This window comes from Pseudomonas sp. GW821-FHT09C08 (genome assembly GCF_059418125.1).
In genome coordinates this window covers 42,614-68,684 of the sequence record NZ_JBWKPG010000006.1, presented here as the reverse complement: position 1 = coordinate 68,684, position 26,071 = coordinate 42,614, and the positions used below count along the sequence as shown (strand labels likewise).

Genomic DNA, 26,071 nt, shown 5'->3' with positions numbered 1-26,071 from the left:
GCTCGCCACAAAAGATCCTGCGCACCCCGCCCTGCAGGCTCACCATAGAAAGCCTGCTCACCATAGAAAGCCCCCTACCCAGGCATACCCGTCACAGCGATCAGAAATCGACAGTAGCCGACAGCAAATACGTACGCGGTGTCGACAGGGTCAGCCCCGGCTCGCTGTCATCCGACGCTCCCGCCGAACTCCAGTAGCGTTTATCGGCGACGTTTTCCACGTTCGCGCGCAAGGTAATGTGCTTGTCATCCACCTTGAACGCATAGCGCGCGCCGACGTCGACACGGTTCCAGGCGTCGATCTCCTTGACGTTGGAGGTGTCCAGGTACTGCGAGCTGGAGTAGATGCCACGGCTGGTCAGCGTCAAACCTTCGAGGCCCGGCACATCCCATTCGGCGCCGAGGTTGACGTTGTACTTGGGCGTGGCCGGCGCGCGGTTGCCGTTGGTGGCGCCGTTGGTGGTGTCCTGCAGCTTGCTGTCGATGTACATCACCCCGCCGAGCAGGCGCACGCCCTTGAGCGGCTCGCCGAACATGCTCAGCTCCGCACCGGTGTTCTGGCGCTTGCCGTTGGGACCGAACACCGTCGTGATGGCATTGGTTTCGTAGGCAGGCTGCTTGATACGGAACACCGCAGCGGTCACCGCAAAGGCGCCGGCGTCGTATTTGGCGCCGACTTCCACCTGGCGGCTGATGAACGGCGGGAAGATTTCATCGTCGTTGGCCGAGGTCGACGGCGCGACCTTGCCCTGGCTCAGGCCTTCCATGTAGTTGGCATACAGCGACAGTTTGTCGGTGGCCTTGAACAACAGGCCACCGGACGGCGAGATCTTTTCTTCGTCATAGGCGGTGCGGCCTTTGACCCCGTTGTTCCAGTCATCCACCTTGACCCGCTGCCAGCGCGCGCCGAGGGTCAACAGCAGGCGGTCGTCAAAGAAGCCCAGGGTATCGGACAACGCCACGCCACTGAAGCGGTTCTCGGTGTAGACCTTCGGATCGGGGCGGGTTTGCACCGAGGGTGTCGGTATCTGCACCGGGTTGTAGAGGTTGCTGCGGCCCTGCGCATACCGTGCGCCGCCGTTTTCGAAATCCATATAGAAGTAGCTGGCGGCCAGGTTGACCTCATGGCTCACCGAGCCGGTCTGGAACCAGTTGCGCACGCCGGCGGTGTAGGTGCGCACATTTTCATCGCGGGTGAAATCGCGCGGCAGCACCAGGAAGTCGCCGGCGGCGTTGGTCACAGACACTGCATGGCGCAGGAAGTCGTGGTTACTTTTGCGCGCGCCCATACCGCCGTACAGCATGACGTTATCGCTGAGGTCGTACTCGGCGTTGACCGTCCCGAAGGTGTCGTTGGTGCTGGCCTTGCTCCAGGACTGCGCGTAATTGCGACGCACATCGTTGGCGCTCGGCACCGGCGCATTGGCTGCCACCTGCACCCGCTCCTGCGGGGCATCGGTGTCGCGCTCGGTGTGACCGATATCCGTGGAAAGACGCAGGCGCTCGCCACGATAATCCAGGCCGAGCACGGCCATTTCACGGTCGACACTCTGGTGGTCCCACTCGGTGTCGCCGGACTGCTTGACGCCGTTGAAGCGGATACCGAACTTGTTGTCCTCGCCAAAGCGCCGCCCTACATCCACGGCGCCGCCGGCCTGGCTGTCGGAGGCCCAGTTGCCGGTAAACGAGTTGATGTCCTTGTCGGTGGCGCGCTTGGGCACCACGTTGATCCCGCCGCCCACGCTGCCACGCGGCGAGATGCCGTTGATCAACTGGGTCGGGCCTTTGAAGATGTCGACGCGGTCGGCCATTTCCATGTCGATGGTGTAGGTCGGCAACACGCCGTAGAGGCCGTTGTAGGCCACATCGCTGTTGAACAGGCTGAAGCCGCGGATGGTGAACTGTTCATAGCGCCCACCGGCCGGGTTGGTGGCGCGTACCGACGGGTCGCTGGCAATCAGGTCACCGAGCGTGCGCGCCTGCTGATTCTTCACCGCATCCTGGGTGTAGGTGGTCATGCTGAACGGGGTTTCCATGAAGTCCCGCGTGCCCAGCAGGCCCTGCGAGCCGCGCCGCGCCACCTGGCCACCGGCGTAGGTGTCGCCGTCGTAGAGGCCGGTGGTGCCGAGAATCGAGGTCGGCGCCAGCTCCAGGCTGCTGCCATCCGGTATCGGCACCAGCATGTAATCGCGGTCGCCCATCGGTTGCAATTGCAGGCCCGACCCTTGCAGCAAGCGGGCAAAGCCCTCCTCCACCCCATATTCACCGGACAAGCCACTGCTGCTGCGGCCGCTGACCAGCGCCGGGTCGACGGACAGGTTGACGCCCGACAACCCGGCAAACCGGGTCAGCGCCGCGCTCAGGCTGCCGGCCGGCACCTGGTAACTGCGCCGGGCGGCGGTGTCTTCGGCATAGCTGACGGGGACGAACAACGGGCTGGCGCTGAGGCTCAGCATCAGGCTCAGTTTCAGCAACGGGCGCAAGCGCAAAGGTAGAACTGCGGGCATTGGAGGAAGCTCTCGATTTTGTTCACTTGCCTGGAATGACAGGCGAGGCGAAAAAAGGGGACAGGCTTCGGCCAACTTTCTTCAACATCGCAGGGAAATGGCGACGCCACCTCCCTGAAAAATGGGGAAAAGAGCCACAAGAGTTTCGGATTTTTCGAAGCGTGCGTTTATGTAGTCTTTTTTATAAAGGAACTCCCACGAAGCTTCCGGGTCGGCTGATGTACCTATTTTCATTTCACTACACGGATGGGTCGGATGAAACAGATGTCCTTCGTCGAGACCGAGCATGCTGGCGCCGCCAAGGACGCTCTGTATGCCCGCCTCTCAGGCCCCAGGCACGCTAACGCAAGCCAGCAGGCTGTGCACGACTTTGATAGCTGTCGGAATATCGAATCAGGCGCCGTATTCATTATTGCCTCCGGCCTGTCAGCCAAGTCATTCCCGTTCGAAACGTTTGCGCACGTGCCTATGATCACGATGAACGGCGCTGTCTCGATGTTTCTGAACACAGACATCCAACCGTTTTTTTACGCCTGCACCGACAGAAGCTTCTCCAAGCAACAGCCGGATTTATTCAAATACGCCATGGCAACCAGCAAACGCGTGGCGCTGTGGGAGGACCATGCGCAATCGTCCCGTGCGCGTCCGACCGGGCAGCTCTATCGGCTGACCAAGGCGAAAAGACCCTCCTGGCTCGATGCGGCCATGGGCAGACACGCTGCCCTGGTGGCCGACCACTCCCTGCTCGCAATGCGCAAAAGGCCGGTAGGCTTCAGCAAAGACATGAGCAAGGGTTTTTTCGACGCACGAACCGTGGCCTACCTGGCCATCCAGTTGGCCTACCACGCAGGCTTCACCAAGGTCTTTCTGGTCGGCGTCGACCTGCATGAAAATTCGGGACGGTTCTACGAGACCCAAGACTCGGTCAAGTCGCCCTGCGGGCTCGATGAGCACTATGAAACCCGCATCCTTCCCTCGCTCGAGCTGATGTCCAGGAAGGTCATGGGTAATGACTTCATGGTGTACAACTTCTCCGACTGCTCGCGGATCCCAGAGAGCGTCATACCCCGCGTGACGCTGGGGGAAGTCCAGGCGATGCTCCAGTAAGCCTGCGCGCAGCACTTCCAGGGCCCAAGCCCTGGAGCGCGCCGATCACGCTCCCCCTTCAATCGCCGCGGCCGGGCAGCATGCCTGCGAGCACGTTGTCCTTGTCAATGAAGTGATGCTTCAGCGCCACCAATGCATGCCCACCCACAAGTACCCCGCATAGCCAAGCAGTGTAGGTGTGGATGGCCTTCGCCAAGTCATAGAGACTTTGATCAGGCTCCACCAGCGGCGGCAACAGCAACAACCCGGCGAGCAGGATGGGTTTGTCTGCAACCGAACTCCAGTACCAGCCGGACATCGGCAACCCCACAAGCGCAACGCCGTACAACAGCAGATGACCGACGAACGCGCCCCGCTGCATCAGCGGGCTCATCGTCGCAGGCATCGCCGGGGCCGCATGTGTAAGACGCCAGCCAACACGCAGCACGATAAGCAAGAGCAGAACGCTGGCCATCGCCTTATGGACAAAGGTGAGCTGGTGCTGAGGGTTAAGCTCATCGCGCCAATGCACCGCCACAATCCCGACAAACCAAGCCACCACCCAGATCAGCGCCATGCCCCAGTGCAACCACTTCGCGGTGGCCGTATAGCTTTCTGCCTTCGACATTCGGATAGCTCTCCCTTTTTGAGAAGCTTGGATTATCGTCAATGGGCGTTATCGAAAAACCGTAAAATGCCGATGATGATGATCGAGTTTTCTGATTTTTCAGGGGGGATGGCGGGTCTTCAGATAGGCTGCAGCGTTAACAAAGTGGGGACTTCACCGACCTTCGCGGCCAGCCTGCGAGGCGCGATTACTTTTTTACGGGCATGAAAAAGCCCAATCGTTTCAGATTGGGCTAAGTCATTGAAAATATGGTCGGGACGGAGTGATTCGAACACTCGACCCCTAGCACCCCATCTCCTTTTTCATGCTTCTTGAAAGATTCCAGAATTTTACTCTGGAATTTTCTAAGCTAGTATTTACTTGAGCTCCAGCGGTATTCTGCTCTAAGAGAGTCCAGTAACGTCCATCAAGAGCCGACGTTTTTGTGGGGGTAAAAGTAGGGGGAGCCCATTTCATGGCCAAAATCACCATCAAAGAACTCGAGTCGCTGACTCCCAACGATGCCGGCCGAATCCTCCGAGAGGATGGCAATCTAGCCGGTCGAATCTCAGTCCGTAAGGACGGCGTGTCGGTCAGCTTTTTCTATCGCTATCGCTGGGGCGAGCAGAACAAAGAGTACGCCTGCGGAACCTGGCCGCGCAAATCCCTGACGGACATCCGCAAGGCCCGCAACCAGGCCAGGGCGCTCATTGATGAGCAGATCAATCCCAACGAGCAAAAGAAAACCGCCAAGACACAGGCATACGCTGCTGCTAACGTAGAGGCCGAACAAGTCAAAACGACGAAGGTGAAAACGCTGACCGTCCAGGACCTGGTCAAGGTCTGGCTATTGGATGGCGTGGCACGGAAAGATGGTAATGCTGAATTGCAACGACGCTTTAACAAGGACCTTTTTCCGACAATTGGCAAGACCGCGGTGAGCAGCGTCTCCGAACACGATGTTCGAGCGCTGATTCGCGCCGTGGTCAACCGCGGCGCTCACCGGCAAGCGATCAGCTTCTTCGCCGACCTCACTCAGATGTTCGGCTGGGCCAGAAAACGCCAACCTTGGCGGGCGTTACTGATCGAGGGTGATCCGACTGAACTGGTCGACATCTCCCCCCTGATCCCTGCTGACTACGAAGCGGAAAGAAGCCGGATCCTTTCCCCGGCGGAGCTGTTGGAACTGCACACCCGCTTCCAGCAAATGACAGCCGATTACGACGCCCTCCCCGCGGGCCAAAAATACGACGGCATTCGACCGCTAAAGAAGGAAACACAGCTTGCGCTCTGGATCAGCCTGGGCACGCTGTGCCGGATTGGCGAGTTGCTGCAGGCCGAATGGAAAAATGTCGATCTAGACCAGCAGACCTGGTTCCTCCCCAGCGAAAATGTCAAAGGCACCCGTGGCAAAAAACAAGACCACCATGTCTTCCTCTCCCCCTTCGCCCTGCATTTCTTTCAGGAACTCAAAATCCTGACGGGAGACTCACAATGGTGCTTTCCGAACAAGCTGGATGATGGGCATGTGGACGTGAAAGTGGTGAGCAAACAGGTAGGCGATCGCCAGGCCCGATTCAAAAACCGCAAAGCCCTCTCCAGAAGGTGCCATGACGATACCCTAGTCCTTGCCGACGGCCAAAACGGCGACTGGACGCCGCATGACCTGCGCCGTACGGGGGCGACCATGATGCAAGCCTTAGGCGTCAGCCTGGACGTCATTGATCGCTGCCAAAATCATGTACTGGCCGGATCTCGGGTGAGACGCCACTACTTGCATCACGACTATGCCGAAGAGAAGAAAAACGCCTGGAACCTATTGGGCGATCGGCTCAGTGCGGTGTTGTCTTCGACCTACGAGCATCGCCAGCAGAATCGATGATGTCTTTTCCAGATTATACCGCGACAGGATCACTGCTGCCTTCATAAGTCGATTTAGTTAGTGCTGTGTCTTCATAGCGTCGTAGGGATCGCCGCGCGCTTTTTCAGGTCCGTTCCGGCCAGCCATGACCGGCAAAAATCGGCCAAGATCAGTCATTCAGCGATGGCAATGTTGATTAGTGAGAGCTATTTATGGCGCCAGCCATGACATAGCGCATCGGCTACCTGGTTCAAAACCGTAGCCATTTACGACCGTCTATATACTCTTCATTCCACAGCCGCATTAACCTGCCATCGTTGCCTGGCGGGCTAAACATCCGACATCATCAAACTTTCCCCCTCAAACACTCCCGCCACCTTCACGTCAGCGCAAAGCCCCCGGATGATCAGGACTCCTGCCCTCTCAGCTCAAGGAGCTAAACATGCTGGATAAACTGTCTCAGGAAATTGTCAGTCGCGCGGTGTCGCTGGCAAACGAGCAAGGCTTCGCAATCTGCATCAGCGTGGTTGATGACGCCGGACTCTTGCGAGCCTTTCTGCGAATGGATGACGCCCTCCCCGGCGCCATAGAAGTCGCCACCAAAAAGGCTCGCACCGCTGCGTTGTTCCGGACGGACAGCGCTGAGCTCGGTGTTCGGGCTCAGCCGGGGGGTGATATTTACTCCCTGGAAGGCACCAACGGCGGGTTGATCAGCTTCGGTGGCGGCATTGTTCTGCACGACCGTCAAGGCAAGGTCATAGGCGGGCTCGGGATATCGGGTGCAACAGTCGAGGTGGATCAAGTCATTGCACTGGGAGCAGGTCGCCCACAGCTCTGACCCTATTGAACTTTAATCAGCTACCTATTTGAGGATTGACTCATGCAGCCGTCTACAAAAAGAAAACTCGGCCGAGTGAACCTGGATGTCAGCAATTTTGCCTTTGGGACCTCCCCCGTCGGCAACCTGTTTCGCCCCACCGACGAAGCCACTTCGGATGCAATGTTCCAACGCGCCTGGGAAGGTGGTGTCCGCCTCTTCGATACTGCCCCGATGTATGGCCACGGCCTGGCCGAACTGCGCACCGGGCACTCGCTGCGCTGGAAGAATCGCGATGAGTTCGTGCTCTCATCCAAGGTCGGACGCGTTCTCAAGGCCAAGCCCCGCTCGCAAATCGATTTCAGTCCCTGGAGCAACGCTGCCCCAAATGAAATGACCTTCGACTACAGCTATGACGGCACCATGCGCTCGTTCGAAGACTCTCTCCAACGATTGGCGCTGGAGCGAATAGACATTTGCTTTATCCATGACATCGACGTCTTCACTCGTGGATCGGAACAACCTCAAGTGTTCAAGCAAGCCATGGACGGTGCCTGGCGGGCGCTCTCACGACTGCGCGACGAAGGCGTGGTGAAAGCGATCGGTGTCGGGGTGAACGAATGGCAAGTCTGCCATGAAGCCCTTAAGCAACGGGATTTCGACTGCTTCCTGCTCGCCGGTCGCTACACGCTACTCGAGCAGGACTCCCTCAATGAATTCTTGCCACTGTGCGAAGAACGGGGGGCTGCCGTGCTCATCGGAGGGGGATTCAATTCAGGGATATTGGCCACCGGTGCCGTCGAAAGTGCTCGATACAACTATGCCCCGGCCCCTGCACATATCCTTGAGCGGGTACGGGCCATCGAAGTGGTGTGCAAGGCGTATGGCGTACCACTGCCGGCCGCCGCCATGCAGTTCGTGGTCGCTCACCCGGCGATTCCCTCGTTCGTAGCCGGCACACGCACCCCGGAGCAACTGGAGAAGAATCTTGAGTGGTTCAGTCACCCGATTCCTGCCGAGTTCTGGCAGGCATTGAAACGTCACGGGCTTCTGCGTGAAGACGCGCCAACCCCTGACTGATAGTTGCAGCGTACGGAATGCAAGGTCTGGCGCGCTTAACCTGACCTTGCATCCATGCCGAAAGAAGTAACTTGAGCGCTCGCTCTTCCAAAAGATGAACAAGGCACCTGCAAAAAAGCCACGACGTGCTGTCGTGGCTTTGAAATAGAGCTGAAGATTCAGGCCGTAAAGCTAGAAACTGCTCTGGATTTTTACCCCAGCCACCCAGGCATTATCGACCTCGCTAACGCCTCCCGGATTGTGTACGTACTGAATATTGGGGCGGATGACCAGCCACTTCGTTGCGTGGACACCATAGTACAACTCAGCGTCATACTCGTTACCCTGTACCGGCTGATACGCGGGCTTGTCGTAGTCGGTCTGGTTGTTGGCCTGGTTGATCGCTTTCTGATTATTGCGAAAACGCGAGTTGGTACTGATGCGCGCCACACCGAATCCGAGATCGTCCTGGGGACGGGCATCGAACAAGCCTTTATAGGTCAATCCTGCCTGAACAAAGTGCCCGACCTGACTGGTTTCCCGGTCCTGCACCGTTACGTTGGCAAACAGCGACAAACCACGGCTGGGGTCACCATTATGAGTGGTGACCTGCTGTTGTGCGACTAACCAGTAACCATATTTGCTGTCACGTGAAACCAGGTTGCTGGACACATCACCGGGCACTTCACGGCTTTCGACATCGGTGGCATCGGCAGTGCTGTAATAAGCGCCCACCCGATACTCGCCGGGCAGAGAGTTCACTGTTGGCGTCCAGAGCAACTCTATCGGCAGGATCAAACCTTCTCCGCCACTCAGGTTCAGTTTGAAACCGTTACTGTCTTCCAGCAGCGAAGGGTTGTGTTCGTAAGCCCCCACCTGGACGAACACTTGTGGTGCCAGTTCATACTTGATTCGCCCGGCCCACTGCGAGATTGGCCAGTTGAACCAAATACCGCCGCCGGCCCAGTTGCCCATTTGCGAACCGCACATCGCCAGGTTCTGGAAATCGCAGGGGAAGCTGTTGAAGTCTTCACCTTCACCAAAGCGCCCGAATTTAAGGTTGAGTTTCTGATCCAGATACGACTGGCTGATCCACATCTGCGTCAGTCGCCACGTCTGCCCTCGCCCCCAGACTTCCTGGTTCGAGGAGTACATCGGCGCGCGCGGGTCACTGATCCGGTCATTGGTGATGTTGTGGCCTTCACGCTCGGTGATGGCCAGCTTGAATGTTGCATCCTGCCAACCGAAGATTTTCTGCAAATCCAGTTTCGCACCGAGGGTGAACTGCCCGGCCCAGCGCGCCGTTCGATCCTGGTCATAACCGCCATCGGCGTTGTAACCCAGCTCGCCGACATAATCGAGCGTGAAGTCATAACCCTGCTGCAGAAGTTCGTTGCGTGTACCGCCCCAATCGCCGGTCATGCCCACTGCATCTTTGTCGAAAGGCCCGGCTGCCATGGCCTGGTTAACTCCGGAAAGTACCGAACCCATAGCGATTAAACCGGTAAAAAGCGCGCAGGAATGCCTCCCGCGCAATTGAGCGTTGATCATTGTGTGGCGACCTCTGTTGTTTTTGATATGAGTCTTGAGCGCACAACCCATCGCCCACGGCCTGTTGAAGAACAGGCCGCGCCGATTTCACTGACAGCGTTTAAATCAATGTTTAACGGACTTTTCCGACGGTGTTACAACGAGGCCTGAAGTTCCGGAAGTGTTTCGAACAGATCCGCCACCAGGCCGTAATCGGCCACCTGGAAGATCGGCGCTTCTTCGTCCTTGTTGATCGCAACGATCACTTTGGAGTCTTTCATGCCGGCCAGGTGCTGGATCGCGCCGGAGATACCGACGGCGATGTACAGCTGTGGCGCAACGATCTTGCCGGTCTGACCGACCTGCATGTCGTTGGGTACGAAACCTGCGTCGACCGCGGCGCGCGAAGCACCGACGGCAGCGCCCAGCTTGTCGGCCAGGGCGTACAGGTGTTTGAAGTTGTCACCGTTCTGCATGCCGCGACCGCCGGAAACGACGATCTTGGCAGCGGTCAGTTCCGGACGATCCGATTTAGCAAGCTCTTCGCCAACGAAGCTGGAAATTGCAGCATCGTGAGCAGCAGCAACGGCTTCAACGGCAGCCGAACCACCTTCAGCGGCAACCGGGTCGAAACTGGTGGCACGCACGGTGATCACTTTCACTGCAGCGTTCGATTGCACGGTAGCGATGGCGTTACCGGCGTAGATCGGACGCTTGAAGGTGTCAGCGCTTTCAACCGAAATGATCTCGGAGATCTGGTCAACGTCCAGTGCAGCGGCAACGCGCGGCAGGATGTTTTTGCCATTGGAAGTGGCGGCAGCCAGGATGTGGCTGTAGCTCGCGGCCCCTGCTTCTTGAACGAGAGCAGCGACCAGCGGTGCAACGTTTTCCGGCAGTTGATGAGCGTAGGCGGCGTTATCGGCTACCAGCACTTTAGCCACGCCAGCGACTTTCGCAGCGGCTTCAGCCACGGCGCCAGCGCCCTGGCCTGCAACCAGAACGTGGATGTCGCCACCGATTTTGACGGCAGCAGCAACGGTGTTCAGTGTGGCCGGGGCTAGCACTTTGTTGTCCTGCTGATCGGTTGAGTAGTCAGCAATAACCAGGATAGTCATTCAAATCACCTTCGCTTCGTTCTTCAGTTTCTCCACCAATTCAGCCACCGACTTGACCTTGATACCCGCGCTGCGTGCAGCAGGCGCTTCGACTTTGACGGTCTTGTTGGTGGGGGCGGTGGAAACGCCCAAAGCGTCCGGAGTCAGCCCTTCGAGAGGCTTCTTCTTGGCTTTCATGATGTTTGGCAGAGACGCGTAGCGCGGCTCGTTCAAACGCAGGTCGGTGGTGACGATGGCTGGCAGTTTCAGGGAAACCGTCTGCGCGCCGCCGTCGATTTCGCGAGTCACGGCAACGCTGTCGCCGCTGATTTCGACTTTCGAAGCGAACGTGCCCTGACCGTAGCCGCTCAATGCAGCGAGCATCTGGCCAGTCTGGTTGTTGTCGCTGTCGATGGCTTGTTTGCCAAGGATCACCAGCTGAGGCTGTTCCTTGTCGACAACGGCCTTCAGCAGCTTGGCAACGACCAGGGAAGTCAGGTCTTCGGCGGACTCGACGAGGATGGCGCGGTCGGCACCCAGAGCCAGCGCGGTGCGCAGTTGCTCTTGAGCGGTGGACGGGCCGACGGAGACGACGACGATTTCAGTCGCAACACCTTTTTCTTTCAGGCGTACGGCTTCTTCCACGGCGATTTCGCAGAACGGGTTCATCGACATCTTGACGTTGGCGAGGTCGACGCCGGAATTGTCCGCCTTGACGCGAACCTTGACGTTGTAGTCGACCACCCGCTTGATTGACACAAGGACTTTCATTGCTGTTTTCCACCGTATTGGGATGTATTACTTGACGACCGGAAGCTTCGAACGATCGATGGTGAAGGCCACTGCGATGATCAGGATCACGCCGAAAACGATCTGTTGGGCAAACACGCTGACACCCACGAACGTCATGCCGATCCGCACCACGGAAACCAGCAGCGCACCAATCAGCGTTCGCCAGACGCCACCCACGCCACCGGTCAATGCCGTGCCCCCCACCAGTACCGCCGCGATTGCCGGCAACAGGAACTCATTGGCCAAAGTGGGTGAACCGCTGGACAGCCTTCCGGCCATGATGATTCCAGACAACGCCGCCAGACCGGCCGAGATCGCGAAGGTCATGATCTTGATGCGATTGACGTTGATACCCGACGCCCAGGCAGCGGGCTCACCGGCCCCAATGGCGTTGCCGAACCGACCGAAAGGCGTCTTGCGATGCAGGAAAATGCACAGCATGAGCACAACAAAGGCCACGCAGACTTCATTGGGAATTCCGGCGGTATGGCCAGTGACCCAGCCAAACCAGGCATCGCGCTCTGCGCCGTCGATATTGATTGACCGATTGTTCGACGCGAGCATGGTGACACTGGTAACGACGCCGCCGACCGCCAGGGTGACAATGAACGAGGGCAGTCGCAGCCACGTATGCAGCAAGCCACTGAGTGCGCCGGTCGCGATTCCCAAGCCGAGCCCGATCGGGAAAGCCCAGAATCCGTAAGCCGGCAACAACAGCGCGACAATCACACTGGCCATGGAAGCCACGGCCTGGGAAGACAGATCGATACCGCCGATGAGCAATACAAAAGTAATGCCGGTCGCCATCACAAACAGTGTCGAGGTGTCGGCAAGCAGACCAAGAACAGCACCGGGGTGAATGAACCCAGGGTCATATCCGCCGATCAGTGCAACCAGAACAATCAAGGCCAGCAAAGGCGCCTGACTGCGAAATCCGCTAAGGGAAATGGGCATTTTTGTACTCTCTCAAACCATGTACTTGATCAGGTCTACTTGCTGCGGCTTGGCGCCGGGCAGGCAGTCGAAGGATTGAGCAACTTCACCATCTCGCATGACCAGAATCCGGTGACTCAGCCCAATCATCTCCTCCAGGGTATCGGCGGTCAGAATCACCGAGACGCCTTGGCGGGTGATCTCGCGGATCAGTTGGTAAACGTCTTCCTTGGCACCCACATCCAGCCCGCGAGTCGGGTGATCCAGAATCAGAATTGTGGAGCCCGCATTGCGCCACTTGGCCAACACCACTTTTTGCTGGTTGCCACCACTGAGGTTGAGCAGCAAAGCATCCGGTCCCGGGGTTTTGATGCTCAGGCGCTTGATCCAGTCTTCGGCGATCGAACGCTCTTTGCGCTCATCGAGCAGCCCAAGCGAGGTCACTTGACCGATGCGCGCCAGGGTCATGTTCTGCGCCACGCTGAGCATTGAAACGATGCCTTCAACCTTGCGTTCACGGGGGATGTAACCGATACCCGCACGAATCGCCGCCCGCGGGTTTCCAGTGTCCAGACGACGGCCTTGCACCTGGATTTCACCGCGACTTTTAGGCATCAAACCGGCCAGTACCCGACACAACTCTTCACGGCCCGAGCCAATGACCCCGGCGATGCCAAGCACTTCTCCCCGATGCAAATCGAAATCCAGGCTGGAAAAGTGGCCGTCGAGCGCCAACTCGCGCGCCGACATCACGACCTCGGACAAGCACGGCTGCTGGAGTGACTCACGGTAAAACTCGGCATGCAGCGAACGACCTACCATCAAGGTGTGCAAGCGGTCTTTCGAGGCTTCGGCGGCGTCCATTTGCGCCACCACTTCCCCGTCCTTCATCACATAAACCCGGTCACTGAGGTCGAGTAACTCGTCCAGTCGATGGGAGACGAAGATGAACGAAGCACGGGACTTGAGTTGCCGCACCAGGCGGAACAATGTGTCAATTTCCTTTTGTTCGAGTGCCGAGGTCGGCTCATCCAGAAGGATCACCAAATGACCGTCAGTACGCTCTTCCAGTGCCAGGGCCTTGGCCAGTTCAATCATTTGCCGCTGACCGAAGCTCAACTCACTGCACAACATGCCAGGGTCGATATCCAGATTGACTTTGGCCAATTGCAGGCGAGCAGCCTTGTGCAGTTTTTTCCAGTTCAGCCAACCGAAGCGCGAGAACTCGTCCTCGCGCCCCATGAACAGGTTTTCAGCGACCGACAGGTTGAGCAGGATCGATTGCTCCTGGTAAACCATGGCGATGCCGTTGGCGGTGGCGCCACGCGGACCATCGAGCAGGATTGGCGAACCATCGAGTTCCAAATGACCTTCATCCGGTTGGTAGACACCGGTGAGAATCTTCATCAACGTCGATTTGCCTGCACCGTTTTCGCCGATCAGCCCGACAACTTCGTGTTTGCGCACTTCAAGCGAAATGTTCTTCAGCACCGTGACGCCGTTGAACCGTTTACTGACATTATTGAGCGTGAGCATGGGACCTCCTCACTTGACGACACGTGCTTTCGCACGATCGAGGGCGATGGCTACAGCGGCAATAATCAGCACGCCCTGCACACCTTGCTGGACGTAGGGGGCGACCCCCATCAGCACCATGCCATTGCTGACCACCACGACGATCAACACCCCCAGCAACGTTCCCAACGGACTGCCATTGCCACCTGCCAATGAGGCGCCGCCAACGACAATCGCAGTGATCGCGGTAAACAGTTGGCCTTGGGCAATCAATGCATGCCCTTGCCCGAACTGAGCCACGGCGAGGATCGCCGCCAACCCGTAAAAGGCCCCGGCCAAAGCGAAAATGGTGATCCGCGTACGGTTGACGTTGATGCCATTGAGTCGCGCCAGATCCTCCCCGCCACCAATGGCCAGTGCGTGCCGCCCCAGCGTCGTGTGCCGGGAAATGAAGTGAGCGACACCCAGCGCCAACACCACAATCCAGACCGATACCGGCAACCCCATCAGGCGAGTCAAGGCAATCGCCCGGGTGTTCATGTCGAGCACCCGCACGGTGTTGCCTTCAAGCAAAGCGGTGGCCAGGCCAATGCCGATGAAACCGACGCCCAGCGTGGCCATGAACGACGGGATGCGCATTTTGACTTGCAACAGCCCGTTGATAAGACCGGTCAGTGCGCCAACCAGGATCGCTATCGGCAGCGCCCAAAACCCAATGGCGTGGCTATTGATGGAGTTGCCGATCAGCAAAGCGAGCGATACCGCTGAGACCGCAACAACCCCTTCAACGGAAAGGTCGATACTTCCCATCTGAATAACGAACAGTCCCCCCAACGCCATCAGTAGCGGAATTGACGATGTGGTGGCGATTCGAGCCAGGTTCATCGGGTCAAAAAAACTGGGATTGACCGAACCGATGAGCAGACCGATGAGCAGCAGGACAATAAGCGATGAAAACCGTCGCAGGCGGACCATGACGATAACTCCGGAAACAGGCATTGAAAAAGCGTTCATGTGCCGCTGCGCCTCTAATTAAAGGGCAGCAGAAACAGGAAAATTCGTGACTGAGGGGTTACGAGTTGTAGCGAATGGGCCCGGCAATTCGACCCCAGAAATCGCTGACATCCAGTGTCGGCGTCCCCTTGAAGTTGCTCGCATAAAAGGCTTCGACGTTCTTCTTCGTGATCAACTGTGGCCGAACATAGAACTCGCGATGCTCGTGAGGCTCTTTAGCCGGATCGAACTGGCCGGTTTTGGCTGCATGCGCCAGTGCCAATCCCATGCTGCCGAGCCAGTACGGGTCCAGGTTGGAGGTGGCGACATATTCGCCGGTACGAATGGCATCCACGGCCTGTTCGATAGCATCGATACCAACCACCGGAATCGTCCCCGCCAACCCTTCGCCGCGTAACGCTTCCAGTGCGCCCATGCCCATGTCGTCATTGGCGCACCAGATGCCTTTGATCTCGCTGCCGAAACGCGTTAGCCAGGACTGCACGATCGGGAACGCTTTGTTGGCACTCCAGTCGGCCGCCTGGAAATCCAGCAGCTTGATGTCTGGATATTTTTTCAAGGCAGCGTCAAGGCCGCTGCGGCGTCCGATCGACGCAACGTTACTGAAGATGCCGCCCAAGCCGACGATACCGCCCTTTCCACCCATTGCTTCGAACAGTTCAATGGCCACCGCCTCACCCACGGCCTGGCCATCCTCGGCCATGTGTGCCACCCAATACGGACTGTAGTCCCAGGGATGCATGTCATCCGGCTTGTTCCAGATGGTCGTGACGTATACGCCAGCCTTGACGCATTGCTCGATGATGACCCGGGCGTCGGCGGAATCGTTCGGTTCGACGTTGAGGATCAGGTTGCCGTCAGTCTTGGCGATCAAGGCGCGAATGTCGGCAATGCCCTTCTGGCTGTTGCCTTCGGTCACAAGCGGCGAGTACGGCAGCTTCTGGCTGGCGGCATAGGCTTCACCGCCCCGATTGAAAATCGCGTGGTAGGGATTGGTCAGCGAACGGAAGGAGTTGGAGAAAGTCAGCGTTGTCTGTGCCCACAGCATCGTGGGAAACAAACCCGCCACTGCACCGGCACCGGCCAGGCTGGCGGCTCCCAACAGCAGCTTGCGGCGGCTCATTTCGAGGAGCCGAACTGGATCATTTTCATTGTTGTTATTCATGTGACCTCCGGGCGCGCCTCACCGGGTGATAAGCGCTTTATTGTATTTTTAGTAACCAACTAGTTATTTATAAATCTAATGCAGCGAGGATGCAATCGTTAGCGATTGGAGGAGGTTAAAAAATTCTCGAATGGTCGATAGCGATGAAGCTCCTGCGCATCAAGGACAGCCATCGATGCGCAGAAACCCAAGCGTTATACGGTTTGATCCTGGGATTGGAGACCGCTTTTGGTCTGCACTTCAGAAGGCGTCAGGGTGCGCCCCAGCAGAAAGTCGGCCCCCTTCTCGGCAATCATGATCGAAGGCGCATTGGTGTTGGCGCTGATCAGCCGAGGCATCACTGAAGAGTCGATGACGCGTAGCCGCTGCACGCCGCGCACACGCAGCTGCGGGTCGACCACAGCGAATTCGTCTACCCCCATTTTGCATGTCCCGACCGGGTGATAGCCGGTTCGACCGCAACGTCGTGCGTAATCTTCGTAATCCGCCTGGGTGCGCACACTGGCACCAGGAAAATGCTCGGATTTGAGGTAACGACTCAAGGAATGCTGGGCCATGATTTCCCGGCTCAACTTGATACCTTCTACTGAGACATGCAGGTCATACGGGTCGCTGACGTAGTTGGGATCAATTGACGGCGGTTGCAAGGGGTCAGCGCTACGCAACCTCACGCTGCCACGACTGCGAGGGCGCAGGAAGTACGAGTTGAGCGTGCAGCCAGCCCCCGAAGGAACGGGAGGAATACCCGCCTCGACACCTGCCCCCGGCAAAAAATGAAACTGCAGATCAGGCGTGCTGGAGCGTGAGTCGCCGTACCAGAAAGCGCCAGCCTCAGCGATGTTCGAAGTCACGGGGCCTTTGTTGAAGAGCTTATATTCCAGACCTGCCATTAACATCATGTGCGGCTTGGCGTACTTGTCCAGGCTCTGCGAACCCTTGAGCTCATAGACGATATCGATGTCAAAATGGTCTTGCAGGTTCCGCCCTACACCAGGCAAGTCCTGCTTGACCGCGATCCCCAGACCGGCCAGTTCTTCGGCCGGACCGACACCAGAGAGCATTAGAATCTTGGGGGAGCCGATAGCCCCCGCCGCCACCACGACCTCGCGCTCGGCCGCGACGAATTTCACCTCTCGCGAACCGCTACCCTGAACATACTCCACACCCGTGGCCTGGCCGTCCTCGATACGAATCCGCGTCACCAGGCATTCCGTCTGAATGGTCAGATTGGGTCGATTGCGAACCTTGCTCAAATAACCTTGGGCCGCGCTGCAACGGCGTCCGCCGCGTTGCGTGACTTGATAGGTGCCACAGCCTTCTTGCCTGGCACCATTGAAGTCCGGGTTGTACGGAATACCCGCCTCCTGGGCAGACCGCACGAATGCCTTCGTCAGCTCGTTGACCGTGATCAGATCGGAGACACCCAAGGGGCCTTCGGTGCCATGATACTCATTGGAGAACCGCTCGTTGTCCTCGGCCTTGCGAAAATAAGGCAGCACATCGCGATAAGACCAGCCACGGCAGCCCTCCTCCTGTTCCCAATCGTCATAGTCTTTGGCATTGCCACGGGTATAGACCATTGCGTTGATCGAGCCACCCCCGCCCAGAACCCGGCCTTGGGGAAAGAGAATCGAGCGATTCTGGATGTCACCCTGCGCCACGGCTTCATAGCCCCAGGTCAGAGGCCCACCCGTCATCTTGAAAAAGCCGACCGGCATATGAATGTAAGGGTTGGTGTCAGCGGGCCCCGCTTCGAGCAAAAGTACTCGAACGTCGACCGACTCGCTCAAGCGCGCCGCCAGCACGCAACCTGCCGAACCACCGCCGATAATGACGAAATCGTACATGGTGATGTTTCCTCTCTTGTTTTTGTACGGTCGCGGGTCAGGCCTGAACCCAGCGGGAGCGCTCGCCCAACTGGACATGCACGGATTTAAGCTCAGTGTATTCCTCCACCCCGTAACGGCCGGTTTCCCGCCCGATACCCGACTGTTTGAAGCCGCCAGAAGGCAGCTCCGGGCCGCCGGCAATGGTGGTATTGACCCATACGCGACCCGCCTTGATTTCCCGCATCGCCTGCAATGAGGTTTCCAGATCGCGACTCCAGATGCTCGCAGCCAGGCCGAACGGCGTGTCGTTGGCCAGCCGCATGGCTTCTTCGAAATCGTCAAACGCGGTGATGGTCAAAACTGGGCCAAAGATCTCTTCACGGGCAATGACCATGTCTGCAGTCACCTGATTGAAAACTGCCGGCTGCAAATAGAGCCCTTGCACGGAATCGATTCTGGCTCCGCCATGAACCAGCACAGCCCCTTCCTTGCGACCTTGTTCGATGTAACCCAGGACTCTTTCCAGATGACGCTGCTCGGTAATGGAACCGACCTGCGTCGACTCCAAAAGCGGGTCACCGATACGGACTTTTCCAATCAGCGCGAGTACTTTTTCGGTCAACTGTTTTTCTACGGAGCGATGGACCACCAGACGGCTGCCACTGACACAACATTGACCGGCGTTGAAGCAAATGCCAAAGACAATGGCATCGGCCGCAGCGTCCAGGTCAGCGTCGGCGAAGACGATCTGCGGATTCTTGCCTCCCAGTTCCAGGCCAATTTTCTTCATATTGCCAGCCGCCGCGTTCATGGTCAGGCGACCGACTTCGGTAGAGCCGGTGAACGACACCATATCGATATCCGCATGCCCGGAAATGGCTTGACCAACCACCGAGCCCGGCCCGGTCAGCACATTCACGACACCATCGGGCAAACCGGCCTGCTTCAACAGTCCGGCCAACATCAACGTGGTACCGGAAGTCAGTTCGCTGGGTTTGACCACCACAGTGCAACCGGAGGCGAGAATGAAGGGCAACCGCTCTGCGAGGATGAAGAATGGAAAATTCCACGGTGTGATCAAACCCACCACACCCACCGGCTCACGCGTCACCAGCCCAAGCAGGTTCTCGCCAAGATTGTTGAACGAGTCACCGTGCAGCGCCCTGGCCTGTCCTGCGGCATATTCCCAGATGCCCGCAGCACCGAGCACTTCACCCCTCGACTGATTGATCGGCTTACCCGTTTCGAGCGTCTCGCAAAGCGCCAGCTCTTCGCTGTTCTCGCGAATCAATGCCGCTGTTTTCAGCAGTATCGTGGCGCGAAAGTCTGCCCCGGATTTGGCCCAACGCCCGTGATCGAACGCCCGACGAGCTGCTCCTACCGCCCGATCGACATCGGCCACGCCCCCCGATGGATACTGACTCACCGGAACATTGTGCGCCGGACTCAGTCGCGTTACCTGCTTGATTGCCGAGCCCTGGGTCCATTGCCCGTCGATGAACATGTCAAAGTGGCGCGGCTGAACTGGCAGTTGATGGATCCGGGTGTTGCCATTGTTGTCATTCACAAAAACGTCCTCTGTACAGCGTTCGATTCAGGCAGTTGAAGATTCAAAAAACCGGGAAAATGAACCCACCGCCAAAGATATATAACTAACCGGTTGTTTACATGCAAGCCTCAGGCTAAGCTTTATTTGTCAGTTGCATACCCTACGGCTAAGCTCATCGCCCGGCCGCCGTGGCAAGCCATATCAGCGTTATGAGTAACAGCACCTATGCTCTGGAGAGCGTTTTAAATGCCCACGAAACCTACCGACGACACGTCGGCGCGTCCTACTCGCGATTCCGATGCCACACGACTGAGGATTCTCAATGCGGCAAAAATCGAATTTGCCAAGTTGGGGCTTGGCGGTGCCCGCATTGACAGCATCGCGCTGAGAGCAAAATCCAATAAACGAATGATTTATGAGTACTACGGCAATAAAGAAGGCTTGTTCGAAGCCGTGCTTGAATTGGCCTATCAAGACATTCGCCAAGCCGAACGCAAGCTCAAACTGGAAGAACTGGAACCGGTCGAAGCGATCAGCAAACTGGTGAGCTTCACCTGGAAGTACTACCTGAAAAACCCTCACTTCCTGACCCTGGTCAACAGCGAGAACCTGCACAAAGCCGCGCACTTGAAACGCTCTCGCGAAAAGATGCATGACATGCATGCACCGATGGTTTCGATGGTGGCCGAGATCCTTGCCCGAGGCGTTGCACAGGGCGTATTCCGCGAAGGCATTGATCCAATCCAGCTGAACATCACGATTGCCGCGATCAATTACTACTACCTCAACAACCGCTTTACCGGCGAGATCATCTACGGCTTCGACCTGATGTCCCCGGAAGCGCTGCAAGCCCGTATCGACTTCAACATTCAGACGATCCTCGGCATGCTGCGCCCCGACTGAGACAGCCAGCTCCAATCGCCCCTTTTCGCTCGCACGCAAGCCAAAAGGGGCAAGCATCACACCAGCCCTGCCACTTTCACATCGCGAACGATGGGCGTGAACGCCATGCGATCAAGCACGTCACGCTGGATATCGACGCCTTGTGCAACCTCGATCAACTCAATGCCTTCGGGTATAAGCCTGAACACTGCGCGCTCCGTGACATAGAGCACTTCCTGTCCGGCCAGTACGGCTTGCGGCCCGCTGAAGGTGATATGACGGACTTTTTCAACCAGCTTGGGAACCTCGCCGAGCCGATTGAGCTGCAACTCGCCACCGACCTTCGCCACCTCCAATCCCTTGGCCTCAAAGGCTCCGCAAAACACCACTTTGCGAGCGCCCTGGGTAATGTCGATAAAACCACCGGGACCGACCAGCGTGCCACCGAGGCTGGATACGTTGACGTTGCCCTGGCTGTCCATTTCGCCCATGCCGAGAAAAGCCAGGTCCACCCCGCCACCGCTGTAAAAATCAAACTGATCAAGGGAGGTGACAATCGCTTGCGGATAACGCGCAGCGCCAAACATCGCACCGCCCATCATCCGGCCGTTATGAATGCCCTGTTCGATACTGCCCCAATAACTGTCTTGCAAACCGCGCTCGGCGAGCAATGAAGGAATGCCGCCAGGAATGCCGAACCCGAAATTCAAGGACATGCCGGGCATGAATTCGTCAGCTGCGCGCTGCGCAATGATTCGACGGATGTCGTCTGGAATGGACGTTTCGACCTCTGCCGATTGCGCCAGGCATTCGCCGCTGATGGCCGGGTCATAATCAGCCGCTGCACACTGACGTTGCTCGGGCACAACGACCACTTCATCGACCAGCACGCCGGGAATCCGTACCAGCCGCGCCGGAACAAAAGCACTGTCGCTCAGCTCACGAACCTGGGCGTACACCTTGCCACCACTGTTATGGGCCGCCAGCGCCAGCGCATAGGCATCCAGATCCGCCGCTTCGTGGCACAGGGAAATGTTCCCGCTCGGATCAGCCAGGCTGCCCCGGACAATGGCCACATCGACCTTGAATGGTTTGTAACGCAAGTATGTTTTGCCATCGATGTCCAGACGCTCAACGATCGATTCGGTCGCCCGAGCGTTGCATTTGCCACCCGCAACCCGTGGATCGGCGAAGGTGCCCAGACCGATATGCGTAATCAGGCCCGGACGCGCCGCACCGATCTCCCGCATCAGGCTCATGATCACCCCGGCAGGCAAGCTGTACGCCTCTATCGCATTGTTACGCGCCAGCGCTTGCATCTTGGCCGACCAGCTCCAATGCCCGCCAATGACCCTTTTCACCAAGCCTTCGTGTGCGAGCCGCTCCAGACCACTGCCTTTCCCATCTCCAATTCCCAGCGCGTGAACCACGGTAAGCCCGCAGGGATGACCTGTACGCAAAAACGATGCTTCGATCGCCGCAAGCAGCGCGTCAGGTTCAAGCAGAGTCCCTGAACCGCAGACCGCGATCGTGGCCCCGTCACCCATCCTGCTAACCACTTCTGACGCTGATGAACAGCTTCTTTTCATTGTTGTTTCCTCATCAATACGTTCGCCGCAATCGAATCCGAGATTTTTCAGAGAGCGCTTGACGCTTTCAGAAAGGACGCATTAAATAAATAACCGGTTGGTTACATAGATTCACTTTAATCCAGCTAAAAACAGAACACAACCCAAGCGATGAAGGCCTTTTCCCGTCGCGCAACAGAAAGGAAAAAAACAATGCAGCTTTCTGAAACCCACGTGCAGATCCGTGATCTGGCCCGTCGTTTTGCCGACCAGGCAATCCGCCCGCTGGCTGAACAGCTCGATCACGACGAAAGCTTCCCCGCCGCGCTGTACCGTCAAATGGGTGAACTGGGCCTGTTCGGCATCACCGTGCCTGAAGCGTTTGGTGGTGCCGGCCTGGATACCAGCGCCTATGCGTTGGTGATGGAAGAGTTGTCGCGAGGCTATGCCTCGATAGCGGACCAATGCGGTCTGCTGGAGCTCATCGGCACCTTGTTATCGGTGCACGGCAGCGCCGAGCAGCGTGAGCGTTTTCTGCCCTCTTTGCTGAGCGCACAAAAGCACCCGGCGTACTGCATCACCGAAGCCGAGGCCGGCTCAGATGTGTCGGGGATTCGCACCACTGCTGTTCGTACCGAGAATGGCTGGCTGCTCAACGGTTCGAAACTGTGGATTCATAACGCACCGGTGGCTGACCTCGCGTTTGTGCTGGCGCGCACTGACCCGGCGGCAGGCAAACGCGGGATGAGTATTTTCATCGTCGATTGCCATTTGCCCGGCGTGTCCAAAGGACCCAAAGAACACAAGATGGGACAGCGCGCATCGCAGGTCGGCGGATTGAATTTCGACAACGTCGAACTCGCTCCCGATGCCCTGCTCGGCCAGGAAGGCCGTGGTTTTCACATCATGATGAGCGCCCTGGACAAAGGCCGGATCGGCATCGCGTCGCTGGCGGTGGGCATTGCCCAGGCAGGTCTTGAGGCGGCGCTCGAGTACGTGCCGCAACGCAAACAGTTTGGCAAACCCATCGCTGACAACCAGGGGTTGCAGTGGATTCTGGCGGACATGGCCAAAGACATTCGTGCCGCGCGCTTGTTGGTGCTCGATGCCGCGGATCGCCTGGACCGCGCTGACAACGCCACCATTGCCTGCTCGATGGCCAAGTGTTTCGCCGCAGACATTGCCGTAGCGCACACCGCCAATGCCGTGCAGTTGTTCGGTGGCAGCGGATTCATCCGTGGTTTCGAAGTCGAGCGTCTGTACCGCGACGCGAAGATCACCCAGATCTACGAAGGCACCAACCAGATCCAGCGCACGATCATTGCCCGTGAGCTGCTTAACCACGGGGCACGCTCATGATTGCGCGTCCAACCGCGCTGGTTACCGGCGCACGCGGAGGTATCGGCCGCGCCATTGCGGTGGGCCTGGCGCAAGCCGGTTTCGATCTGGCCGTGGTGGATTTGCAGGTCGATGAGGCGCTTCAGGAAACCGTACGGCTCGCCACAGATGCAGGCGCACACGCGGTTGCACTGGTCGGTGACATCGCGGCCATCGAGCGAAATGAAACGCTGCTTGATGCTGCCCAGGCAGCACTCGGTCCGCTGACATGCCTGGTCAATAATGCCGGAGTTTCGGTTCTGTCACGGGGCGACTTGCTTGACGTCACCCCGCAGAGCTTTGATCGATGCCATCAGATCAACACCCGCGGTACGTTCTTTCTGACCCAGGCGTTTGCCCGCCGTCTTAAATCGCAAACGCCGAGCGAACGCCATCGCTGCATCATCACCATTACCTCCTCCAACGTGCATGCGGTGTCGACCTTGCGCGGCGAATACGGCATTTCCAAGGCCGGCTTGTCCATGGCCTCGCGCTTGTTCGCAGTGCGTCTGGCCGATGAAGGCATTGGGGTCTACGAGGTGCAACCGGGGCTGATCGCCACCGAAATGACGGCACCGTCCAAGGCCCGCTACGACGCGGAAATTGAACATGGTCTGACCGCCATTAAACGCTGGGGACTGCCCGAAGATGTCGCGCGTGTCGTGATCACCATGGCGACTGGTGGCTTGCCCTACACCGTCGGCCAGGCAGTGCCAGTGGACGGCGGCCTGTTGATTCCAAAGTTCTAATTTGCCAAGAGACACGCACATGCCTTTAACCATTGATTTGTTGACCTCTGACGCGGCCCGCCCGCTGCAGAAATACTCGTTGACTGGCGAGCCTCTTTTACCGCCGGCTAAACCGTTGCCCAATAACCGAATCGCCTTGTCTGCCGCACACGTCGTCGCCGACCCGTTCAGTGCCAACCAGCCTGGCAGCACAGCCGCCATCGACTGGGACAAAACCCTTCAGTATCGGCGCTACCTCCTGCAACAGGGCCTGGGCATTGCAGAGGCAATGGACACGGCCCAGCGTGGCATGGGCCTCGATTGGCCGACCGCACTGGAGCTGATCAAACGCACGCTCGAAGATACTCGCGACATCAAGCATGCAGTGATTTTTTCCGGCTGCGGGACTGATCAATTGGCGGCAAATGAGGCCAGTAGTCTTGATGATGTTCTCAAGGCGTATGACGAACAACACAGCGCGATCGACAAGCTCGACGGGCGCATCATTCTCATGGCCAGCCGCGCCCTGGCGCGTGTTGCCAAAGGTGCCCAGGACTACAAACGGGTCTACCGCAAGGTACTGGCGGATGCCCGGCAACCGGTGATCTTGCACTGGCTGGGTGACATGTTCGATCCGGCCCTAACCGGGTACTGGGGCAGTCAGAAGTTTGAGCAGGCACTGGAAACCTGTCTTGAAATCATTCACGAGAACCCGGCCAAGGTCGACGGAATCAAAATCTCGTTGCTCGACAAGGAGAAGGAAATCCTCCTGCGCCGACGACTGCCGGAATCGGTGAAGATGTACACCGGTGACGACTTCAATTATCCGGAACTGATCGCCGGTGATGAACAGGGTTTCTCCCACGCCCTACTGGGTATTTTCGATGCCATCGCACCGGCAGCCTCACACGCACTGGCGGCTTTGGCAGAGAGTGATGTGGCGCGTTACCACGCCCTGCTTGATCCTACCGTGCCGCTGGCACGCCTGATTTTCAGCAGCCCGACCCAGTACTACAAAACAGGTGTGGTGTTCCTGGCCTACCTCAATGGTCATCAGGATCACTTCATCATGCTCGGTGGCCAACAAGCCATGCGTCCCCTGCCCTACTTCTGCGAGATCTTCCGTCTTGCCGACCAGGCCGGGCTACTCAGCGACCCGACATTGGCCGTGGCCAGAATGAAAACCTTCCTCGGTCTCTATGGCGTAGACGCTTAACGTGTTACGCGGAGCGCCGCCTGTGCCGCGCTCCGTGATGGGACCATCTGCATTCGTGGAGAATTGAATGACATTGCGCACGCTGGAAAACCGGCTCGACCTCTGTTCGATCAACACCGCCACACTCGGCCATCGTCTGCCTATCGAGCAGACCCTGGACCTTATCGCCCACGCGGGATTCGGTTACGTCGCCCCGTGGCGCAAGGATATCCAAGGCCGCACGCTCAGCCAGGTTCGCCGGCAGTTACACGACAGCGGACTAAAGGTAAACGCTTATTGTCGCTCGACCTACATCCCGCAAGCCACGCGAAAGGACTTCGACGCTGCCATTGCCGACAACCTCAAAGCCATCGAGGAAGCCGCCGAGTTGCAAGCACAATGCTTCGTCATGGTGGTCGGTGGCTTGCCCGCAGGCTCCCGGGATCTGCCGGCAGCACGCAATCAGGTAGCCGAAGGCTTGGCCTTGCTGCTTGATCACGCCAAACAGCATCAGGTGTCGCTGGCTCTGGAACCGCTGCATCCGATGTATGCAGCGGACCGTTCCTGCTTGTCGACGCTGGAGCAGGCATTGGACTTGTGCGAATTGCTCGAGCCTGGAAACTACCAGCATCTGGGCGTTGCCGTGGACGTCTATCACTGCTGGTGGGACCCCAGGCTGCACGAGCAAATACAGCGCGCCGGTGCACAACAACGAATATTGGGCCTGCACCTGTCCGACTGGCTGGTGCCTACCCAGGACTTGCTGCTGGATCGCGGCATGATGGGCGACGGGGTCATCGATCTGCGTGGCATTCGCCAGCAGATTGAAACGGCCGGTTATGAGGGCGCTGTCGAAGTCGAAATCTTTTCCCGGGACAACTGGTGGAAACGTGACGAAGCCGAGGTTTTGCGCGTGTGCGCCGAACGTTTGCAGCGCTGTTGTTAACTGCCGTACCCCCACAGT

At 58.0% G+C, this 26,071-nt stretch carries 20 protein-coding genes and 1 pseudogene; 9 read left to right on the top strand and 12 right to left on the bottom strand.

The window, feature by feature from the left end; translation table 11 throughout:
* Positions 1–100: 100 nt before the first annotated feature.
* On the bottom strand, positions 101–2,506 hold the full coding sequence (locus AC07OJ_RS21170; RefSeq protein ID WP_495095112.1) for a TonB-dependent siderophore receptor: 2,406 nt from the start codon (positions 2,504–2,506) through the stop codon (positions 101–103).
* Positions 2,507–2,761: 255 nt separating this feature from the next.
* Between AC07OJ_RS21170 and AC07OJ_RS21165 the strand changes: the two genes are divergently transcribed.
* The gene (locus AC07OJ_RS21165; protein ID WP_495095111.1) at positions 2,762–3,613 is read left to right on the top strand and encodes a WaaZ-like lipopolysaccharide core biosynthesis protein; all 852 of its coding nucleotides are present in this window, start codon (positions 2,762–2,764) and stop codon (positions 3,611–3,613) included.
* Between the two features lie 58 nt (positions 3,614–3,671).
* Here AC07OJ_RS21165 and AC07OJ_RS21160 read toward each other — a convergent pair whose 3' ends face one another.
* A complete protein-coding gene (locus AC07OJ_RS21160) occupies positions 3,672–4,220 on the bottom strand; it encodes a cytochrome b (RefSeq protein WP_106803202.1) in 549 nt (182 codons plus the stop codon).
* Positions 4,221–4,674: 454 nt separating this feature from the next.
* Between AC07OJ_RS21160 and AC07OJ_RS21155 the strand changes: the two are divergent.
* The 3 genes and pseudogenes from AC07OJ_RS21155 (at position 4,675) to AC07OJ_RS21145 (ending at position 7,957) form a co-directional block, all read left to right on the top strand.
* Positions 4,675–6,128 (top strand): annotated as a pseudogene (locus tag AC07OJ_RS21155) (tyrosine-type recombinase/integrase).
* A gap of 374 nt (positions 6,129–6,502) precedes the next feature.
* Positions 6,503–6,898 (top strand): GlcG/HbpS family heme-binding protein, encoded by a 396-nt coding sequence (locus tag AC07OJ_RS21150; RefSeq protein WP_330565404.1) that lies wholly within the window; start codon positions 6,503–6,505, stop codon positions 6,896–6,898.
* A gap of 42 nt (positions 6,899–6,940) precedes the next feature.
* A complete protein-coding gene (locus AC07OJ_RS21145; RefSeq protein WP_330565403.1) occupies positions 6,941–7,957 on the top strand; it encodes an aldo/keto reductase in 1,017 nt (338 codons plus the stop codon).
* A 171-nt stretch (positions 7,958–8,128) separates the two neighbouring features.
* On the opposite strand, the gene AC07OJ_RS21140 is transcribed toward AC07OJ_RS21145, so the two are convergent.
* The 9 genes from AC07OJ_RS21140 to AC07OJ_RS21100 form a co-directional block, all read right to left on the bottom strand.
* Positions 8,129–9,427 carry a carbohydrate porin gene (locus tag AC07OJ_RS21140; RefSeq protein ID WP_330566018.1) on the bottom strand — a complete coding sequence of 433 codons (1,299 nt, stop codon included), beginning with the start codon at positions 9,425–9,427 and terminating at the stop codon, positions 8,129–8,131.
* 194 nt (positions 9,428–9,621) lie between these two features.
* A complete protein-coding gene (locus AC07OJ_RS21135; protein ID WP_330565402.1) occupies positions 9,622–10,581 on the bottom strand; it encodes an electron transfer flavoprotein subunit alpha/FixB family protein in 960 nt (319 codons plus the stop codon).
* Positions 10,582–11,331 carry an electron transfer flavoprotein subunit beta/FixA family protein gene (locus AC07OJ_RS21130; protein WP_495095110.1) on the bottom strand — a complete coding sequence of 250 codons (750 nt, stop codon included), beginning with the start codon at positions 11,329–11,331 and terminating at the stop codon, positions 10,582–10,584. It lies immediately after the preceding gene.
* A gap of 27 nt (positions 11,332–11,358) precedes the next feature.
* Positions 11,359–12,306, bottom strand: coding sequence for an ABC transporter permease (locus AC07OJ_RS21125; protein WP_330565400.1), 948 nt, complete (start codon positions 12,304–12,306; stop codon positions 11,359–11,361).
* A 12-nt stretch (positions 12,307–12,318) separates the two neighbouring features.
* A complete protein-coding gene (locus AC07OJ_RS21120; RefSeq protein WP_262165019.1) occupies positions 12,319–13,821 on the bottom strand; it encodes a sugar ABC transporter ATP-binding protein in 1,503 nt (500 codons plus the stop codon).
* 9 nt (positions 13,822–13,830) lie between these two features.
* Complete coding sequence (locus AC07OJ_RS21115; protein ID WP_262165018.1) at positions 13,831–14,814, bottom strand: ABC transporter permease; 984 nt, start codon at positions 14,812–14,814, stop codon at positions 13,831–13,833.
* 58 nt (positions 14,815–14,872) lie between these two features.
* On the bottom strand, positions 14,873–15,979 hold the full coding sequence (locus AC07OJ_RS21110; RefSeq protein ID WP_495095109.1) for a sugar ABC transporter substrate-binding protein: 1,107 nt from the start codon (positions 15,977–15,979) through the stop codon (positions 14,873–14,875).
* Between the two features lie 194 nt (positions 15,980–16,173).
* Positions 16,174–17,826 (bottom strand): GMC family oxidoreductase, encoded by a 1,653-nt coding sequence (locus AC07OJ_RS21105; RefSeq protein ID WP_495095108.1) that lies wholly within the window; start codon positions 17,824–17,826, stop codon positions 16,174–16,176.
* Between the two features lie 37 nt (positions 17,827–17,863).
* Complete coding sequence (locus tag AC07OJ_RS21100) at positions 17,864–19,375, bottom strand: aldehyde dehydrogenase family protein (protein ID WP_262165015.1); 1,512 nt, start codon at positions 19,373–19,375, stop codon at positions 17,864–17,866.
* 228 nt (positions 19,376–19,603) lie between these two features.
* On the opposite strand from AC07OJ_RS21100, the gene AC07OJ_RS21095 reads away from it, so the two are divergent.
* A complete protein-coding gene (locus tag AC07OJ_RS21095) occupies positions 19,604–20,260 on the top strand; it encodes a TetR/AcrR family transcriptional regulator (protein WP_330565397.1) in 657 nt (218 codons plus the stop codon).
* A gap of 56 nt (positions 20,261–20,316) precedes the next feature.
* Here the strand turns inward: AC07OJ_RS21095 and AC07OJ_RS21090 are convergent, their stop codons facing one another.
* Positions 20,317–21,828 (bottom strand): acyl CoA:acetate/3-ketoacid CoA transferase, encoded by a 1,512-nt coding sequence (locus tag AC07OJ_RS21090; RefSeq protein WP_495095107.1) that lies wholly within the window; start codon positions 21,826–21,828, stop codon positions 20,317–20,319.
* A gap of 192 nt (positions 21,829–22,020) precedes the next feature.
* Between AC07OJ_RS21090 and AC07OJ_RS21085 the strand changes: the two genes are divergently transcribed.
* The 4 genes from AC07OJ_RS21085 (at position 22,021) to AC07OJ_RS21070 (ending at position 26,053) form a co-directional block, all read left to right on the top strand.
* Positions 22,021–23,166 (top strand): acyl-CoA dehydrogenase family protein, encoded by a 1,146-nt coding sequence (locus AC07OJ_RS21085; RefSeq protein ID WP_262165012.1) that lies wholly within the window; start codon positions 22,021–22,023, stop codon positions 23,164–23,166.
* On the top strand, positions 23,163–23,933 hold the full coding sequence (locus AC07OJ_RS21080) for a 3-ketoacyl-ACP reductase (RefSeq protein ID WP_495095106.1): 771 nt from the start codon (positions 23,163–23,165) through the stop codon (positions 23,931–23,933). Before AC07OJ_RS21085 ends, AC07OJ_RS21080 begins: the two co-directional genes overlap by 4 nt.
* 19 nt (positions 23,934–23,952) lie before the next feature.
* A complete protein-coding gene (locus AC07OJ_RS21075) occupies positions 23,953–25,128 on the top strand; it encodes a dihydrodipicolinate synthase family protein (protein WP_330565394.1) in 1,176 nt (391 codons plus the stop codon).
* 67 nt (positions 25,129–25,195) lie between these two features.
* Positions 25,196–26,053: a sugar phosphate isomerase/epimerase family protein gene (locus AC07OJ_RS21070; protein ID WP_330565393.1), complete on the top strand. Its 858-nt coding sequence runs from the start codon at positions 25,196–25,198 to the stop codon at positions 26,051–26,053.
* Positions 26,054–26,071: the final 18 nt, after the last annotated feature.